Source organism: Pantoea sp. Ep11b (assembly GCF_040783975.1).
Lineage (GTDB): Bacteria > Pseudomonadota > Gammaproteobacteria > Enterobacterales > Enterobacteriaceae > Pantoea.
In genome coordinates this window covers 206,622-223,800 of record NZ_CP160631.1, presented here as the reverse complement: position 1 = coordinate 223,800, position 17,179 = coordinate 206,622, and the positions used below count along the sequence as shown (strand labels likewise).

Here is a 17,179-nt window from a genome sequence, read left to right as displayed (position 1 = left end):
GGAGCAGAGCCATGCGAACCCAACCGACCTTCCTTAACCTGGTGCTGTTGAGCGGTGAACCCAGTCAGAAGCTGCAGGCGGCGCGAAACGCCGGTTTCGATCAGGTTGAGATCTGGCGCGAAGATGTTGAGGCGTCCAGTGGTGGCGCGGCGGCGCTGGCGGAGATCGCCGCCCGGCAGGGGCCAGGTTTTACCAATCTTCAGGTGCTGCGTGATTTCAGTGGTGCGCCCGGTGAACTGCGCGCGCAGAAGCGCGAAGAGCTGCGTCAGTTTATTCAGATGGCTCAGGCGCTGGGCTGCGACACCATTCAGGCGCCAGCCACGACCCGCGAAGATTGCTGCGCCGATCAGATTGATGATGACCTGCGCTGGATGGCGTCGGAAGCTGCGCGTCACAATATGCGCATCATGTATGAACCCATGGCCTGGTGCAGCGTAGATAACACGCTGCCGCTGGCCTGGCAGCGGCTGCAGCGGCTCGATCAGCCCAATATCGGGCTGGTGGTCGATCTCTTTCATATCTGCGCGCGGGGTGGTGACGCATCGCAGCTCGACGGTATTCCCGCCGATCGCATCTATGAAGTGCAGCTCTGCGATATGGCCGCCGTTCCCGCGCAGGATAAGCAGAGCCTGATGGCGATGGCGAAGCACCAGCGCCTGCTGCCCGGCGAGGGGATTATCGACGTTGAATGCTTCGTGGATAAGCTGAAAAGCGCGGGCTATCAGGGGCCGGTAGGCATTGAAGTCTTTAATGATGCCCTGAAACGCCTGCCGCCCGACGTCGCGGCCAGCAGGGCCTGGCAGGCGTTAACCCGCTGCTGGGGTTAATCCTGTAAGCACTGCGCGATAAACGCGGCGGCGTGCATCGCGCCCTGGGCGGAGATGGTGTGGCCGGTCGCGGGTTCAAAACGCGCCTCGACCGGCACCGCGGCGGCCCGGAGCCGGGCAGCGGCGGATTCGCTCTCCTGCCACGGGATCACCTCATCGGCCTGACCGTGGATCAGCAGCGCAGGCAGATGAGCCTGCGGCGTCAGTTCGCCGTCAACCGCCAGACGGCCGGAAAAGGCGACCACGCCCGCCAGCGGATAACGGCCGGAGGCCAGCGCATCCAGCGCCATAATCGACCCCTGGGAGAAGCCCACCAGCACCACATCCTGCCAGCGGTCGGCAAAGCCGTGCTGCGCCATAACCCTGCTCAGCGTCGCGTCAAACGCTGCCCGTGCCGCCCGCACCCGGCCCGGCCGGTTCTCCGGCGTCACGTCCGTCAGGCTGAACCATTGATAACCCAGGCCAACGGGAAAAGGTTCCGGGGCATCGGGTGAGGCAAACACCACATCCGGCAACAGCGTCGCCCAGTGACGGCCAATCGGAGCCAGATCGTCGCCGTTGCTGCCCACGCCATGCAGAAAAATCACCAGTGCCTTTGCCATCGTTGCTCCTTTAAAAACCGTATTCACTCAGATCGGGGCCTGCCGGAACAATCCCGTTCGGATTCAGCGCCTTGATTGAATAGTAACCCTGTTTGATATGGTCGATATTGACCGTTTCGCGTATGCCAGAAACCGACAGCACGCTCTTAAGATAGCGATTCAGCAGCGTGTAGTCGCGTATCCGCCGCAGATTGCATTTGAACAGGCCATGATAGGCTGCGTCAAAGCGGATCAGGGTGACGAACAGCCGGATATCGGTTTCCGTCAGCCGCTCACCCAGCAGGAAGGTGCGACCATCGCTCAGCAGGGCTTCCAGTTCATCGAGCTGGCTGAAGACGTCACTGAACGCCGCCTGATAGCTCACCGGCGTGGTGGCAAAGCCCGCACGGTAAACACCATTGTTGAGACGCGGATAGAGGCTCTCGTTCAGCGCATCAATCTCCGCACGCAGCGCCGCCGGATAGAGGTCGATGCGGTTGTCGGCCAGATCGCCAAAGCCGCTGTTAAACATGCGCACAATGTCCGCCGATTCGTTGCTGACGATGGTGCCGGTTTTCTTGTCCCACAGCACCGGCACGGTGGCGCGGCCTGTGTAATCGGGCGCAGCGCGGGTGTAGATCTCATGCAGGTATTGCGCGTTATTCAGCGGATCGGGCTGTGCGCCAGGATAGTTGCCGAAGCGCCAGCCCTGCGCGCCGAGCTGTGGCTCGACGACGGTGACGCTAATCAGCGACGCCAGCCCTTTGAGTTTACGGGCGATCAGGGCGCGTGACGCCCACGGGCAGATCAGTGCCACATAGAGATGGTAGCGGTCGGGTTCGGCAGCAAATTCCGTGGAGCCGTCGCTGCTGATAAAGTGCCGGAAACCGGACGCCTGACGAACAAAACCGCCCTGGTTATCGGTAGCCTGCACCGGATGCCAGTCACTACTCCATTTGCCTTCTACTAACATCGCGCGACTCCTCTGTGATTTGAGCCGCAGCTTAACTGATGACTAAACGGCTGATAATCCGGTCACAAAGACAATCATTTATTCCATTATGGAAGAAATCACGCGGGCGGATGGCGGGTGAAGTGGGTGACCAGGAAGTCGATGAGCAGGCGCGCCCGATGGGCCAGATGGCGGGCGGGTGGATAGACCGCAAACAGGCCCAATGGCGGGGTGTCGAAGTTCTCCAGCAGGCGGACAATTTCGCCACGCTGCAGCGCAGGGGCCGCGATAAAACCGGGCAGGCGCGCAATCCCCAGACCCGCGACCGCCGCCTGCAGGCAGGCCTCCGTATTGGCGAAGCGCAGACGGCCCCGGACCGGCACCGTGACGATCTCGCGGTTGTCATCACCGCCGCTGAACGGCCAGTGCCAGGGATCGCGAAAATTGGTGTCGATAACGCACTGGTGCTGCGCCATGTCACGCCAGTGCTGCGGGGTGCCGAACTGTTCAAGATAGACCGGCGAGGCGGCGATGCGCACATGCACCTCGCCCAGCTTGCGGGCCACCAGGCTGCTGTCGCTGAGGTTGCCGATCCGGATCGCCATATCGAAGCCCTCATCGACGATGTTGACCGCCCGATCGGAAAAGCTGACATCCAGTTCAATCAGCGGATAGCGCCGCGCAAAGGCGACCAGCACCTGCGAGAGCACCGCCGTGCCGAAGGAGCCGGGGGCGCTGATCTTCAGCCTGCCGGTGGGGGTGGTGGCACTTTCGCGCACGCTGGCATCCAGCGTCTCAAAGGCATCCAGCAGGTGTTTTACCCGCTCATAGTAGCTGCGGCCAACATCAGTCGGCGACAGGGCGCGCGTGCTGCGCTTGAACAGCTGCACACCGAGCTGCTGCTCCAGCTTCGATACCAGCTTGGAGGCCTGACTGCTGCTGGTGCCAAGACGCAGCGCCGCCGCTGAAAAGCTGCCGGTTTCCAGCACCGTGACAAACATCCGGTCACAATCGAGTCGATCCATCGCGAAGCCCTGTAGAGGTAAAGTCGCAGTATAGAGGCTGTGTGCAGGGGATGCAGCCTTCACTTTGTGTGCCTTAACCCTTTCGCCGCGGCGGAAAACCTGCTTGACTGACGCTCTGCCCGACGCTGTCTGGAGTATTTCATGTCGCTGATTCACCTGACGTCACTGGCAGCCATCCCGGCCGCCGAGTGGGATGCACTGTTGCCCGATGACCAGCCCTTTTTGCGCCACGCCTTTCTGCTCACCTTAGAGCAGAGCGGCAGCGTCCGGCCTGAGTCAGGCTGGCAGCCCGATCATCTGCTGTGGCAGGAAAAGGGCGTCACCCGCGCCGCGCTGCCGGGCTACCAGAAATACCATTCGCAGGGTGAGTATGTCTTCGATCACGCCTGGGCGGATGCCAGCCAGCGCGCCGGTATCCGCTACTACCCGAAATGGCTGGGGGCGATCCCCTTCAGCCCGGTCAGCGGCGCGCGCCTGCTGGGGGAGCCCGCCGCACAACTGCTGTCGGCCCTGCCGGCAAGCCTGCTGCAGCATGGCCTGAGCGGGGCGCATATCAACTTCACCGATGCACAGGCTGACCAGCTGCTGGCCGATCAGCCCGACTGGCTGTCGCGGCTCGGCTGCCAGTATCACTGGCACAATCGCGGCTACCGCGATTTTCAGGATTTCCTGGATACGCTGATGTCGCGCAAGCGCAAACAGCTGCGAAAAGAGCGCGAACAGGTGGCGCAGAGCGGCTTTTTGTTTGACCGCTATCGCGGCGACCAGTTACGCGAAGATCAGTGGGATTTTGTCTACACCTGTTACGCCAACACCTATGCAGTGCGTGGTCAGCGGCCCTATCTGACGCGCGACTTTTTCAGCCTGCTGGCGGAACGGATGCCGCAGAACATAGTGGTAGTCATTGCCCGCTTACAGCAGCAACCGGCGGCGATGGCTTTTTATCTGCGGGACAGCGAGACGCTCTACGGCCGCTACTGGGGCTGCCTGGCGGAGTTTGACCGGCTGCACTTCGAAACCTGTTTCTATCAGGGAATGGAGCTGGCGATTGAGGAAGGGCTGACGCGGTTCGATGCGGGTGCGCAGGGTGAACACAAGCTGGTGCGCGGCTTTGAGCCGCAGATCACTCGCTCCTGGCACTATCTGCTGCATCCCGGCCTGCGTGATGCTGTCGCTGATTTTCTGGTGCAGGAGCGGGAAGGCGTGCGCGGCTGGGCGGAAGAAGCCCGCGACGCCTTGCCCTATCGACGCGGCGATTAATCGACGCCGACAAATCCTCCGGTCTGATGCTGCCAGAGCCGGGCGTAGAGGCCGTTTTTTGCCAGCAGTTCGTGATGGCTGCCCATCTCGGCAATGCCGCCTTTATCCAGCACCACCAGCCGATCCATCTTCGCAATGGTGGAGAGGCGGTGTGCAATGGCGATCACGGTTTTGCCCTGCATTAACGACTCCAGGCTCTCCTGAATGGCCGCTTCCACTTCAGAGTCGAGCGCCGAGGTCGCTTCGTCCATGATCAGAATCGGCGCATCCTTCAGCAGCACACGGGCTATCGCCACGCGCTGACGCTGACCGCCTGACAGTTTCACGCCGCGTTCGCCGACGTGCGCGTCCAGCCCGGTGCGGCCCTGCGAGTCGGAGAGCAACGGAATAAACTCATCGGCGCGGGCGCGTTTCATCGCCAGTTGCAGCGCCTCATCGCTGGCGTCAGGACGTCCGTAGAGCAGGTTTTCGCGGATGGAGCGGTGCAGCAGCGAGGTGTCCTGGGTGATCATGCCAATCTGACTGCGCAGGCTCTCCTGCGTCACGGAGGCGATGTCCTGATCGTCGATCACAATGCGCCCGCTGTTCAGGTCATAGAGCCGCAGCAGCAGGTTAACCAGCGTCGATTTCCCGGCGCCCGACGGCCCGATCAGACCGATCTTCTCGCCAGGTTTAATGTCGAGGTTAAACCCGTCGATTACCTGACGGCCGCCGCCATAATCGAAGCGCACATCCTCAAAACGGATATTGCCGCGCGTGACCTTAAGCTGTGTCGCCTGTGGCGCATCCTGCACGCTCAGCGGCTGCGCGATGGTCTCCAGCCCATCCTGCACCATGCCGATATTCTCGAAGATGCCGTTGACCACCCACATAATCCAGCCGGACATGTTGACCAGGCGGATCACCAGGCCGGTTGCCAGCGCAATCGCGCCGACGCTGATTAACGACTGGCTCCACAGCCACAGCGCCAGCCCGGAGGTGGAGACAATCAGCAGCCCGTTCAGGGCCGAGAGCGTCAGATCCATGCTGGTGACCATGCGGCTGGCGTACTGGGTTTTATCGGTCTGCTCCTGAATCGCCTGGCGGGCGTACTGACGTTCCAGGTCGCTGTGCGCAAACAGTTTGATGGTGGCGATATTGGTGTAGCCATCCACGATCGTCCCCATTAGCCTGGAACGGGCCTCCGAGGAGATCACCGAGCGCGCCTTGACGCGCGGCACAAAGAAGCGCAGCGAGGCGCTGTAGGCGACCATCCACAGAATCAGCGGGATCATCAGTCGCCAGTCGGCACCGGCAAAGAGGACCAGCGAGGTGACGGCGTAGATCAGAACATGCCAGATGGCGTCCACCAGCTGCACCGCCGAGTCGCGCAGTGAATTACCGGTCTGCATAATGCGCTGCGCAATACGCCCGGCAAAGTCGCTCTGGAAGAAGTTGAGGCTCTGGCGCAGCACGTAATTATGATGCTGCCAGCGGATCATGCTGGTCATGCCGGGGCTGATGCTCTGGTGAACCAGCATGTCATGCAGACCGATAAACAGCGGCCGCAGGATCAGCGCCACCGCCGCCATCCACAGCAGCAGCGGCCAGTTATCCCGGAACAGGGTCGCGGGCGTGGAGTGATTGACCATATCGATAATGCGGCTCAGATAGCTGAACAGCGACACTTCGATCAGGGCTGACGCCAGGCCCACCACCAGCAGGGCCGCAAAGCTCGGCCAGACCTGCCGCAGATAATAGAAGTAGAACGACCAGACCGTTGAAGGGGGCGAATCGGTAGGCGCGTCATGAAAAATATTGATAAAGCGTTCAAAACGGCGATACAACATAGCGATACTCTTTCCGTCCGGTAAAGAGCTACAGCTTAGTGCATGAACCCAGTTGAGCTAAAAGGAGAAAATATGGAAATCACCATTCGGGCACGGGAACCGCAGGACGCAGCGGCCTATCAACGGCTATACAGTCATCCCGATGTCTATCCCTGGACGCTGCAACTGCCGTTTCCCAGCGTGGCCACCTGGGAGAAAAAATTCGACAGAATGGATGCCGAAGGGTTTATCGCTTTCGTTGCAGAGATCGAGGGCGCGCTGGCCGGTGAGCTGACGCTGTTTGTGAATAACAAGCCGCGCACCCGTCACTGCATCAGCTTCGGACTGGGTGTGCATCCCGATTTTGCCGGACGCGGCGTTGGTGAGCGTCTGATCCGCACCGCGCTCGACTATGCCCGCAACTGGCTGGGCATTACCCGCATGGAGCTGGAGGTATTTCACGATAACGACCGGGCGCTGCGGCTCTATGAGCGGCTGGGCTTCGAGCGGGAAGGGGTAATGCGTGAGGCTGCCCTGCGCGATGGTCAGTTACGTGATGTGGTGATCATGGCGAAGCTGCTGCACGAGAAATGAGAAACGGAGCGGCGGCGCTGCCGCTCCGCATTAAACCACTGGCTTTTTTTAGTTACCTTTCAGGATTAACGGCTTTTTAAAATATCTGTGCAGGCTTTCTTACTGATGCCTGCACAGAATTTAAGATAGAAGTAGCCCGGAAACAGCAAAGAGGATATAACACACTGTTGCGGCGAACCACAGAAAAGAATAAATTTTCATCCACGTATGGATCTTGTTTTTTTCTTCGTCAAAGAAATCGTAACCGGGATCGGTGCGAGCGACGAATTTTATTTTCTTTTTTTTGCTCAATTTTATGAAGAATTGTAAGAGCGGAAAAACGCCAAAGAAGCCTGTCATATAATAAAAGGCGCATGGACCTGGTAAAGTGTGTTTCTCTCTGTAAGAGGAGACCAGATTAAAATAATCCTGCCTGTTAAATAAATAAATTACAAGTGACAGCAGTAAAAGGCAGCAGCCTAATCCACCAAAAAATAACGATATATCGGCCAGAAATTTATTATTGATCATAATATTCTAAGACTTTATTAAGTATAGCATCGACACCTGAGCTGACAGCATATCCACCGGCAACAGATCCTACAACTGCACATGCAACCCCGCCAGCACCCGCTGTTGCTATGCCAATTGCTGCACAGCCAGCTAATGCAGCAGAGCTACCCCATACACCCCCCAGCATTCCACCGCCAGTGGTAATGGCGAATTTTGAATAGCTTCTGACAGCAATTTTTTCACACTCTTCCTCGCGCCCTTTGCTGCAGGCCTGCATCACATCATTAGTCGTTGCTGCAAAGGAGAAACCAATCCCGATCAATCCACCCCGTTTTAAATAACGCGCGGCTCTGGCCGCATTGCCGACATAGTATGAATATCCCGGAATACCGCCTATTCCAGAAGTGGACCACTCATGAACAATCGAACGGGAGGAGAGATTTAATGCCCGCTTCATATTGTCATACTGTTTGAATTTGACAGTATGCCGCGTAAGGGATTTTAATAGCGGCTTATTGACCAGTTCTTTTAGTTGATGCAGTAGCTGATTGCGTTCTGTATAAAACTGCTGGCCGATCAGGGCCCCCTGTGTGCGAAACTGATTCTGGTAGCTGGCTTCAATTTTTCTCAGGATTTGCTCAATGGCATTAAAATATTTTTCACCGGCATCGCCTGCTGTGCTAAAAATTTTATCTCCGGCCCCCGTTAATGCCGCAATCATTCCATAATGTTTTTGCATAAAGCCAGCGTCATCGCCGTTCACGCCAACCAATGCTGCATTAGTTTTACTCTTTGCCTGTCTGAGATTCATCAGGAGCTGTCTGTTAAGCGAGTCTGGTGCTTCAGGATCTGCCACAATAAGGATTTGCCCTGGTTTGAGATAGGGTGTATCCGCATTCAGTGTCATAAACAGGCTGGTGGCCGGTGAACGGGTATTTCTGAACAATTCCCGCGCCTGATATTCCAGTGTTCCGGGGCGTTCTACAATGCAATATCCGGGAGCTGAAGGCTGCGCCATGATTCCTTTCTCCATCGTTGAAAACAGTGGATAAGGGCAGACTTTTCAGTACCACTGTTTAGTAAACGTCCTGCTGACAAATATAAGTAATTCCGGAGTGCCTGGCAAAAAAATCGCCCGCTATAAGCAGCGCCGTCGCCGCGCGCTCCTCTGACCACACAACCGGCCACCTGCTTAGCATAAAACAGCCTGAAGAAAATTTGTCCAGCTGCCGATATCACCTTACCACCCGCAGAGAGTAAGGAGTGATAGCGTGATAAAGCTGATTACTATCGATGAACTGCGTCCGGGTATGTTTATCCACAAGCTGGAAGTCTGGTGGATAAAGGACCAGCGCATTCATAATCAGATGCTGATCGCCGATCCACGACAAATTGACCTGTTACGCAATGAAGGGATCCGTCAGCTCTGGATCGATCTCGATCGATCGGTGCAGGCGCCGATCGCGACCCCGAACGCCACGAAACCTGTCGCCCGGACGCCATTTTTTCAGGAGCTGGATCAGGCACAGCAGATCTTTCAGCAGGGCAAACCCAAAATACAGGCGATGTTCAATGAGGCCCGGCTGGGTAACAGCCTGAAACTGGATTACATGATGGAGCTGGTGGATGAGATCGCCGGTTCCATTACGCGTGAACCCTCCGCCATGCTCAGCGTGGCACGGCTTAAAAATCATGATGACTATACCTATCTGCATTCGATGGCGGTCTGCGGACTCATGATTGCGCTGGGTAAAAAACTGGGTCTGGAGGAGCGTGCATTGCGCCGGGTTGGCATGGGCGGTTTACTGCATGACGTCGGTAAAGCCGCCGTGCCGCTGGCGATCCTGAATAAAGCCGGCAGGCTGGAGGAAGAGGAGCTGAGAGTGATGCGTCAGCATCCGGTGGTGGGCGCGCAGATCCTGATCGAGTGCAACGCCGACAGCGATCTGATCGATATCGCCCTGCATCATCATGAAAAATATGATGGTAGCGGCTATCCGCATGGGCTGAAAGGTGAGGCAATTTCGCTCTACGCCCGCATGTCGGCGGTGTGTGACGTCTATGATGCCGTGACCTCGACCCGCGCCTACCGTAACGGCTGGACACCGGCAGAGGCGATGCATCAGATGCTGAGCTGGCGCGGCCACTTCGATCCGGGCCTGCTGCACACCTTTATCCGCACTATCGGCATCTATCCGGTGGGCTCGCTGGTGCGTCTGGCCTCCGGCCGGGTGGCGCTGGTGGTGAAAGCGGGTGAAAAGTCGCTGATGCGTCCCTGTGTGCATGTCTTCTGGTCGCTGCATGCTCAGCGTGAGGTGAAACCGGAGGAGCTCGACCTGGGTGACAGTTTCTGCACCGACAGCATTGTGGGCGCTGAAGACAGCACGCTCTGGAGCAACGTCGATCTGAACCGCATCTGGGCGCTGGAAGTCGCCTGATTTTTCGCCATTTTTACACTATTTTTACGCCCGCCCGCTGCATTTTAACCCCTTCTTTATACGCCGCCGCGCAAGCTAAGCCATAAATCCAATCCTCTGGAGGTTCCTGTGAGCGTGGGCGTAATAACCGGCATCGTGCTGGTGGTGTTGTTACTGGGCTATCTGATCTATGCCCTGTTAAATGCGGAGGCCTTCTGATGGCGGCCAATGCTTTCTTACTCATCGCATTCTATCTGGTGCTGCTGATGCTGCTGGCGCAACCGCTGGGTCGGGGGCTGGCATCCCTGGTGGCGGACAAACCGCTCTTTGCCCGTCTGGAAGCGCCACTGTGGCGACTGCTGGGCGCGCAGCAGTCGGAGATGCGCTGGCCGCACTATCTGCTGGCGATCCTGCTGTTCAATGCGCTGGGCTTTGTGCTGCTGCTGGCTATCCTGCTGATGCAGGGTTCGCTGCCGCTGAATCCCCAGCAGCTGCCGGGCCTGAGCTGGCATCTGGCGCTGAACACCGCTGTGAGCTTCGTGACCAACACCAACTGGCAGTCCTACAGCGGCGAAAGCACCCTGAGCTATTTCAGTCAGATGGTGGGCCTGACGGTGCAGAACTTCCTCTCTGCCGCGACCGGTATCGCCGTGGCGTTTGCCCTGATCCGCGGCTTCGCGAATCGCAGCTCGGCTTCGCTGGGTAACGCCTGGCGCGACCTGACGCGCATCACGCTCTACGTCTTACTGCCCATCAGCCTGCTGATGGCGCTGTTCTTTGTCAGCCAGGGCAGCATTCAGAACTTTGCGCCCTACCACAACTTCACCACGCTGGAAGGGGTGCAGCAGACGCTGTCGATGGGGCCGGTGGCATCGCAGGAGGCGATCAAAATGCTGGGCACCAACGGAGGAGGCTTCTTCAACGCCAACTCTGCCCATCCGTTTGAGAACCCGACCGTGCTGACTAACCTGGTGCAGATGCTCAGCATCTTTCTGATCCCGGCGGCGCTCTGCTTCGCGTTCGGTGAAAGCGTGCGTGACCGCCGTCAGGGCCACATGCTGCTCTGGGCGATGACGCTGATGTTTGTCGCGGCCGTGGCGGTGGTGATGTGGGCTGAACTGCAGGGCAATCCGCACTTCCTGCAGATGGGCGCAGACAGCGCCGCCAACATGGAAGGCAAAGAGACGCGCTTCGGCATCCTCAACAGCAGCCTGTTTGCAGTGATTACGACGGCAGCTTCCTGCGGCGCGGTGAACGCCATGCACGACTCCTTTACCGCGCTGGGCGGGATGGTGCCGATGTGGCTGATGCAGCTGGGCGAGGTGGTATTTGGCGGTGTCGGTGCGGGCCTCTACGGGATGCTGCTGTTTGTGCTGCTGGCGGTGTTTATCGCCGGGCTGATGATTGGCCGAACCCCGGAGTTCCTGGGCAAAAAAGTCGATGTGTGGGAGATGAAGATGACCGCGCTGGCGATTCTGGTCACTCCGGCGCTGGTGCTGATCGGCACCGCGCTGGCGATGATGACGGACGCCGGACGCAGCGCCATGGCGAATCCTGGCATTCACGGCTTCAGCGAGGTGCTCTACGCGGTCTCCTCGGCGGCCAACAACAACGGCAGTGCCTTTGCCGGACTGAGTGCTAACACCCCATTCTGGAACCTGTTACTGGCCGTCTGCATGCTGCTGGGCCGCTTCGGCATCATCATCCCGGTGATGGCGATTGCCGGGGCGATGGCGGTGAAAAAAGTGCAGCCGGTGGGTAACGGCACGCTGCCGACGCACGGCCCGCTGTTTATTGCGCTGCTGATCGGCACCGTTCTGCTGGTGGGTGCACTGACCTTTATTCCTGCTCTGGCCCTCGGCCCGGTGGCTGAGCATCTGCAACTTGTTCAGGGACAATCCTCATGAGTCGTCAACAACAGGCATTATTTGACGCAGCCCTGCTGCGCACCTCGGCCTGGGATGCGGTGAAAAAGCTCGATCCGCGGGTACAGTTTCGTAACCCGGTGATGTTTGTGGTCTACCTCGGCAGCATTCTGACCTCGCTGCTGGCGCTGGCGATGCTGGCTGGCCGTGTCGGCGGCAGCGCCAGCTTTACCGGCGCGATCGCGCTCTGGCTCTGGTTTACCGTGCTGTTCGCCAACCTGGCGGAGGCGCTGGCCGAAGGGCGCAGTAAGGCCCAGGCCAGCAGCCTGAAAGGGGTAAAAAAGACCAGCTTTGCTAAAAAACTTGCGGCGGCGCGCTATGGCGCTGAGTGGCAGCAGGTGGGTGCCGACCAGCTGCGTAAAGGCGACGCGGTGCTGGTGGAAGCGGGCGATATCATCCCCTGCGACGGTGAAGTCGTGGAGGGCGGCGCCTCGGTGGATGAGAGCGCCATTACCGGTGAGTCTGCACCGGTGATCCGTGAATCGGGCGGGGACTTCGCCTCCGTCACCGGCGGGACCCGTATTCTCTCAGACTGGCTGGTGATCACCTGTAGCGCCAACCCGGGCGAAACCTTCCTTGACCGGATGATCGCGATGGTCGAGGGCGCGAAACGCCGTAAAACACCCAATGAGATCGCCCTGACCATTCTGCTGGTCTCACTGACCATCGTGTTCCTGCTGGCGACCGTGACGCTCTGGCCATTCTCAGCCTGGGGCGGCACGCCGGTCAGCGTGACGGTGCTGGTGGCGCTGCTGGTCTGCCTGATCCCGACCACCATCGGGGGCCTGCTGTCGGCGATTGGCGTGGCGGGCATGAGCCGGATGCTGGGGGCCAACGTGATCGCCACCAGTGGCCGCGCGGTCGAAGCCGCAGGGGATGTGGATGTTCTGATGCTGGATAAAACCGGCACCATCACGCTCGGCAACCGTCAGGCAACGCAGTTCCTGCCCGCGCCGGGCGTCAGCGAAGAGCAGCTGGCCGACGCCGCGCAGCTCGCCTCGCTGGCCGATGAGACGCCGGAAGGCCGCAGCATCGTGGTGCTGGCGAAACAGCAGTTTAATCTGCGCGAGCGCGATCTCAGCAGCATGGGGGCCAGCTTTATTCCGTTCTCCGCCCAGACCCGCATGAGCGGCGTCAACGTACAGGATCGCCTGATCCGCAAGGGCGCGGTGGATGCGGTGCGTCGCCACATCGAAGCGAATCAGGGCCGCTTCCCTGCCGAGGTTAACGCTCAGGTGGAAGAGGTCGCCCGTACCGGCGGAACGCCGCTGGTGGTGGCCGAGGGCGCGAATGTGCTGGGCGTGGTGGCGCTGAAAGATATTGTGAAAGGCGGCATCAAAGAGCGCTTTGCCGAGCTGCGCAAAATGGGCATTAAAACGGTAATGATCACCGGCGATAACCCGCTGACCGCCGCCGCGATTGCTGCAGAAGCGGGCGTGGATGATTTCCTCTCTGAGGCGACGCCGGAAGCGAAGCTGGCGCTGATTCGTCAGTATCAGTCAGAGGGACGGTTAGTGGCGATGACCGGTGACGGCACCAACGATGCGCCAGCCCTGGCGCAGGCGGATGTGGCGGTGGCGATGAACTCAGGTACGCAGGCGGCAAAAGAGGCGGGCAACATGGTTGATCTCGACTCGAACCCGACCAAGCTGCTGGAGGTGGTGCACATCGGTAAACAGATGCTGATGACGCGCGGTTCGCTGACCACCTTCAGTATCGCCAATGACGTGGCGAAATATTTCGCCATTATTCCGGCGGCCTTTGCGGCGACCTATCCGCAGCTCAACATGCTCAACGTGATGCAGCTGCACTCGCCCGCCAGCGCCATTCTGTCGGCGGTGATCTTTAACGCGCTGGTGATTGTTTTCCTGATCCCGCTGGCCCTGAAAGGCGTGAGCTATCGCCCGCTCAGCGCCGCCGCTCTGTTGCGCCGCAATCTGCTGATTTACGGTCTGGGTGGTCTGCTGGTGCCGTTCGTCGGCATCAAAGCGATCGATCTGCTGTTAGTGTTATCAGGCATGGCCTGAGGAGAGAGAAATGAGTCAGTTACGTCCGGCCGTTTTACTGCTGTTGCTGCTTACACTGGCTACCGGTGTGGTTTATCCTTTCCTCACTACCGGACTGGCGCAGTGGCTGTTTCCCTTCCAGGCTGGCGGCTCGCTGCTGGAAGAGGAGGGGGCCGCCCGCGGGTCAGCGCTGATTGGCCAGAACTTTACCCGGCCCGGCGATTTCTGGGGCCGTCCTTCCGCCACCAGCGATAAGCCCTATAACCCGCTCTCCTCCGGCGGCAGCAATCTGGCCGCCAGCAATCCGGCGCTGGATAAAGCGGTGGCGGAGCGCGTTGCAGCACTGCGGGCCGCCAATCCGCAGGCGTCTGCGGCGGTGCCGGTTGAGCTGGTCACCGCCTCCGCCAGCGGCCTGGACCCCGACATTTCGGCGCAGGCTGCCCTGTGGCAGGCACCCCGTGTCGCCGCCAGCCGCCAGCTGCCATTGCCGCAGGTGGAGGCGCTGATTGAGAAGATGACGAACCGTCCGCTGATGCCCTTCCTGGGGACGCCGACCGTCAACGTATTGCAGCTGAATATGGCGCTCAACGAACTGTAAGGGTGTTAAGAAAGCGATGAACCACGAACCTCAGCGTCCCGATCCTGACGCGCTGCTGCAGGCTAACCGCGAAACGCATCGCGGACGGCTGAAAATCTACTTTGGTGCCTGTGCGGGCGTGGGCAAAACCTACGCCATGCTGCAGGAGGCACAGCGGCTGCGTGCGCAGGGGCTGGATGTCCTGATCGGGGTGGTTGAGACCCATGAGCGACCGGAAACCGCCCAGCTGCTGACAGGGTTAACCCTGCTGCCGCGTCGTGCGACCGGGCGTTCACGCCATGCGGAGTTCGATCTGGATGCCGCGCTGGCCCGCCATCCGGCGGTGATCCTGATGGATGAGCTGGCGCACACCAACGTTCAGGGATCGCGTCATCCCAAGCGCTGGCAGGATATCGAGGAGCTGCTGGAGGCGGGCATCGACGTCCTGACCACCGTGAATGTGCAGCATCTGGAAAGCCTCAACGATGTGGTCGGCGGCGTGACCGGCATTCAGGTGCGGGAAACCGTGCCCGATCCTTTCTTCGACAGCGCCGACGAGGTGGTGCTGGTCGATCTGCCGCCCGACGATCTGCGTCAGCGTCTGAAAGAGGGCAAGGTCTATATTGGCGACCGTGCGGAGCGCGCCATCGAAAACTTCTTCCGCAAAGGCAACCTGTTCGCCCTGCGTGAGCTGGCCCTGCGCCGCACGGCCGATCGGGTGGACGATCAGATGCGTGCCTGGCGTGACCAGCAGGGCCGGGATCGCGTCTGGCACACCCGCGACGCGATCCTGCTCTGCATTGGCGACGACAGCGGCAGTGAAAAGCTGGTGCGCACCGCTGCCCGGCTGGCCGCCCGGCTCGGCAGCGAGTGGCATGCGGTCTACGTCGAAACGCCCCGGCTGCACCGGCTGCCGGAAGCCCGGCGACGGGCCATTCTGCGCACCCTGCAGCTGGCGCAGGAGCTGGGCGCGGAAACCGCCACGCTCTCGGAGCCGGATGAGGCGGAGGCGGTGCTGGGCTACGCCCGCGAGCACAACCTGGGCAAAATTGTCACCGGCCGTCGTCCGCTGCGGCGCTGGCGGCGTGACAGTTTTGCCGAACGGCTGGGTCAGCTGGGGCCGGATCTCGATCTGCTGGTGGTGGCGCTGGATGAGCCGCTTAAGGATGCGCCGCATCCGCTGCCGGATGGCCGTGCCACCAGCGAAAAATGGCGGGTGCAGCTGCGCGGCGTGATGATGGCACTGGTGCTCTGCATCGTCGTTACCGCCGCCGGGCAATCCGTCCTGATCAACTTCGATCCCGCCAACTGTGTGATGATCTATCTGCTGGCGGTGGTGATCGTGGCGCTGCGCTATGGCCGCTGGCCCTCGGTGATCGCCACGGTGATGAATATCGTCGCCTTTGACCTCTTCTTTGTCGCGCCGACCGGCACGGTGGCGGTTTCCGACCTGCAATATCTGGTGACCTTCGGTGTGATGCTGGCGGTGGGGGTGATCGTCGGTAATCTGACGGCGGGCGTGCGCTATCAGGCACGAGTCGCCCGTTACCGTGAGCAGCGGGCGCGTCAGCTCTATGAGATGGCGAAATCGCTGGGCAGCGCGTTAACGCCGCAGGATATTGCTGCCACCAGCCAGCGGGTGCTTGACGCCACGCTGCAGGCGCGCTGCCTGCTGCTGCTGCCGGATGAGCAGGGTGAGCTGCAGCCGGTGGGCGAGGCACTGCCGACCAGCGAGCCGGATCGGGCAATTGCCAAATGGAGCTACAGCAAAGGCCAGCCGGCGGGCGCGGGCACCGACACCTTACCGGCGGTGCCTTATCAGATCCTGCCGCTGAAAAGCGGCGCACACTGCCGTGGCCTGCTGGTGGTGGAGCCGCAGAACCTGCGGCAGCTGATGATCCCCGAGCAGCAGCGGCTGGTGGAGACCTTCACGGTGCTGATCGCCAACGCCCTGGAGCGGATGGCGCTGTCGCACAGCGAGGCGGCCTCCCGGCTTGCGGCCGAGCGGGAGCAGCTGCGTAACGCCCTGCTGTCGGCGCTGTCACACGACCTGCGCACGCCGCTGACCGTGCTGTTTGGTCAGGCGGAGATGCTGATGCTCGACCTTGCCGGTGACAACTCAAAGTATGTGCCGCAGGCGAGTCAGATCCGCGAACAGACGCTGAGCACGATCCGGCTGGTCAGCAACATGCTGGATATGGCCCGCATTCAGTCGGGCGGGCTGAATCTGCGGGAAGAGTGGCTGGCGCTGGAGGAGGTGATCGGCGGCGCGCTGAGCAGTATGGCGCCGTCGCTGAAAGGGCATGAGGTTCAGCTCGACCTGCCGGATGACATTGTGCTGATTAAGGGCGACAGCACGCTGCTGGAGCGCGTCTTTACCAATCTGATCGAGAACAGTCTGAAGTATGCCGGTAACTGCGCGCCGCGTGGTATCCGCGCCTGGCGCGCCGCCACCCGGCTGGAGATTTCGGTCTGGGACGGCGGACCGGGCATTGCGGAAGGGGATCTCAGCCGGATATTCGATAAGTTCTCACGCGGTGATAAAGAGTCGGCGGTGCCGGGCGTGGGCCTGGGGCTGGCGATCTGTAAGACCATTATCGAAAGCCACGGCGGGCAGATCTGGGCGGAAAACCGGGCCGAAGGCGGCGCGGCTTTCCGCCTCTCACTGCCCCTGCCGCCCGCGCCTGAAATTTCTGAAGAAGGGCTGAAATAACT

General features: G+C 60.2%; 14 protein-coding genes. 9 read left to right on the top strand and 5 right to left on the bottom strand.

What is annotated here, in order from left to right; all coding sequences use genetic code 11:
* Positions 1 to 11: 11 nt before the first annotated feature.
* Positions 12 to 827 carry a sugar phosphate isomerase/epimerase family protein gene (locus tag AB1748_RS01140; protein WP_367395913.1) on the top strand — a complete coding sequence of 272 codons (816 nt, stop codon included), beginning with the start codon at positions 12 to 14 and terminating at the stop codon, positions 825 to 827.
* On the opposite strand, the gene AB1748_RS01135 is transcribed toward AB1748_RS01140, so the two are convergent.
* The 3 genes from AB1748_RS01135 to AB1748_RS01125 all read right to left on the bottom strand — a co-directional run bounded on the left by AB1748_RS01135 (position 824) and on the right by AB1748_RS01125 (position 3,385).
* The gene (locus AB1748_RS01135; RefSeq protein WP_293773178.1) at positions 824 to 1,429 is read right to left on the bottom strand and encodes an alpha/beta hydrolase; all 606 of its coding nucleotides are present in this window, start codon (positions 1,427 to 1,429) and stop codon (positions 824 to 826) included. The two genes, AB1748_RS01140 and AB1748_RS01135, sit on opposite strands and share 4 nt — an antisense overlap.
* A gap of 10 nt (positions 1,430 to 1,439) precedes the next feature.
* Positions 1,440 to 2,381 (bottom strand): glutathione S-transferase family protein, encoded by a 942-nt coding sequence (locus AB1748_RS01130; protein WP_111139314.1) that lies wholly within the window; start codon positions 2,379 to 2,381, stop codon positions 1,440 to 1,442.
* A 98-nt stretch (positions 2,382 to 2,479) separates the two neighbouring features.
* Positions 2,480 to 3,385 (bottom strand): LysR family transcriptional regulator, encoded by a 906-nt coding sequence (locus tag AB1748_RS01125; protein WP_111139313.1) that lies wholly within the window; start codon positions 3,383 to 3,385, stop codon positions 2,480 to 2,482.
* 141 nt (positions 3,386 to 3,526) lie between these two features.
* Between AB1748_RS01125 and AB1748_RS01120 the strand changes: the two genes are divergently transcribed.
* A complete protein-coding gene (locus tag AB1748_RS01120; protein ID WP_367395912.1) occupies positions 3,527 to 4,645 on the top strand; it encodes a GNAT family N-acetyltransferase in 1,119 nt (372 codons plus the stop codon).
* Here the strand turns inward: AB1748_RS01120 and AB1748_RS01115 are convergent.
* The gene (locus AB1748_RS01115; RefSeq protein WP_367395911.1) at positions 4,642 to 6,474 is read right to left on the bottom strand and encodes an ABC transporter ATP-binding protein; all 1,833 of its coding nucleotides are present in this window, start codon (positions 6,472 to 6,474) and stop codon (positions 4,642 to 4,644) included. The genes AB1748_RS01120 and AB1748_RS01115 overlap by 4 nt on opposite strands.
* Before the next feature lie 72 nt (positions 6,475 to 6,546).
* Between AB1748_RS01115 and AB1748_RS01110 the strand changes: the two genes are divergently transcribed.
* Complete coding sequence (locus AB1748_RS01110) at positions 6,547 to 7,047, top strand: GNAT family N-acetyltransferase (RefSeq protein ID WP_111139310.1); 501 nt, start codon at positions 6,547 to 6,549, stop codon at positions 7,045 to 7,047.
* A gap of 499 nt (positions 7,048 to 7,546) precedes the next feature.
* Here the strand turns inward: AB1748_RS01110 and AB1748_RS01105 are convergent, their stop codons facing one another.
* The gene (locus tag AB1748_RS01105) at positions 7,547 to 8,557 is read right to left on the bottom strand and encodes a hypothetical protein (protein WP_367395910.1); all 1,011 of its coding nucleotides are present in this window, start codon (positions 8,555 to 8,557) and stop codon (positions 7,547 to 7,549) included.
* Positions 8,558 to 8,810: 253 nt separating this feature from the next.
* On the opposite strand from AB1748_RS01105, the gene AB1748_RS01100 reads away from it, so the two are divergent.
* The 6 genes from AB1748_RS01100 (at position 8,811) to kdpD (ending at position 17,177) form a co-directional block, all read left to right on the top strand.
* Positions 8,811 to 9,977, top strand: a complete 1,167-nt coding sequence (locus AB1748_RS01100) for an HD-GYP domain-containing protein (protein ID WP_367395909.1) — start codon at positions 8,811 to 8,813, stop codon at positions 9,975 to 9,977.
* A 108-nt stretch (positions 9,978 to 10,085) separates the two neighbouring features.
* Complete coding sequence (gene kdpF / locus AB1748_RS01095; protein ID WP_010253443.1) at positions 10,086 to 10,175, top strand: K(+)-transporting ATPase subunit F; 90 nt, start codon at positions 10,086 to 10,088, stop codon at positions 10,173 to 10,175.
* Positions 10,175 to 11,863 carry a potassium-transporting ATPase subunit KdpA gene (gene kdpA, locus AB1748_RS01090; RefSeq protein WP_111139307.1) on the top strand — a complete coding sequence of 563 codons (1,689 nt, stop codon included), beginning with the start codon at positions 10,175 to 10,177 and terminating at the stop codon, positions 11,861 to 11,863. Before kdpF ends, kdpA begins: the two co-directional genes overlap by 1 nt.
* Positions 11,860 to 13,908, top strand: a complete 2,049-nt coding sequence (gene kdpB, locus AB1748_RS01085; protein WP_111139306.1) for a potassium-transporting ATPase subunit KdpB — start codon at positions 11,860 to 11,862, stop codon at positions 13,906 to 13,908. Before kdpA ends, kdpB begins: the two co-directional genes overlap by 4 nt.
* A 10-nt stretch (positions 13,909 to 13,918) precedes the next feature.
* Positions 13,919 to 14,485 carry a potassium-transporting ATPase subunit KdpC gene (gene kdpC / locus AB1748_RS01080; RefSeq protein WP_367395908.1) on the top strand — a complete coding sequence of 189 codons (567 nt, stop codon included), beginning with the start codon at positions 13,919 to 13,921 and terminating at the stop codon, positions 14,483 to 14,485.
* Between the two features lie 16 nt (positions 14,486 to 14,501).
* Positions 14,502 to 17,177 carry a two-component system sensor histidine kinase KdpD gene (gene kdpD / locus AB1748_RS01075; protein ID WP_111139304.1) on the top strand — a complete coding sequence of 892 codons (2,676 nt, stop codon included), beginning with the start codon at positions 14,502 to 14,504 and terminating at the stop codon, positions 17,175 to 17,177.
* Positions 17,178 to 17,179 lie beyond the last annotated feature (2 nt).

Coding starts and splice junctions, on each gene's coding strand:
- AB1748_RS01140 (WP_367395913.1), top strand. CDS start 12: ATGCGAACCCAACCGACCTTCCTTAACCTGGTGCTGTTGAGCGGTGAA.
- AB1748_RS01135 (WP_293773178.1), bottom strand. CDS start 1,429: ATGGCAAAGGCACTGGTGATTTTTCTGCATGGCGTGGGCAGCAACGGC.
- AB1748_RS01130 (WP_111139314.1), bottom strand. CDS start 2,381: ATGTTAGTAGAAGGCAAATGGAGTAGTGACTGGCATCCGGTGCAGGCT.
- AB1748_RS01125 (WP_111139313.1), bottom strand. CDS start 3,385: ATGGATCGACTCGATTGTGACCGGATGTTTGTCACGGTGCTGGAAACC.
- AB1748_RS01120 (WP_367395912.1), top strand. CDS start 3,527: ATGTCGCTGATTCACCTGACGTCACTGGCAGCCATCCCGGCCGCCGAG.
- AB1748_RS01115 (WP_367395911.1), bottom strand. CDS start 6,474: ATGTTGTATCGCCGTTTTGAACGCTTTATCAATATTTTTCATGACGCG.
- AB1748_RS01110 (WP_111139310.1), top strand. CDS start 6,547: ATGGAAATCACCATTCGGGCACGGGAACCGCAGGACGCAGCGGCCTAT.
- AB1748_RS01105 (WP_367395910.1), bottom strand. CDS start 8,557: ATGGCGCAGCCTTCAGCTCCCGGATATTGCATTGTAGAACGCCCCGGA.
- kdpA (WP_111139307.1), top strand. CDS start 10,175: ATGGCGGCCAATGCTTTCTTACTCATCGCATTCTATCTGGTGCTGCTG.
- kdpB (WP_111139306.1), top strand. CDS start 11,860: ATGAGTCGTCAACAACAGGCATTATTTGACGCAGCCCTGCTGCGCACC.
- kdpC (WP_367395908.1), top strand. CDS start 13,919: ATGAGTCAGTTACGTCCGGCCGTTTTACTGCTGTTGCTGCTTACACTG.
- kdpD (WP_111139304.1), top strand. CDS start 14,502: ATGAACCACGAACCTCAGCGTCCCGATCCTGACGCGCTGCTGCAGGCT.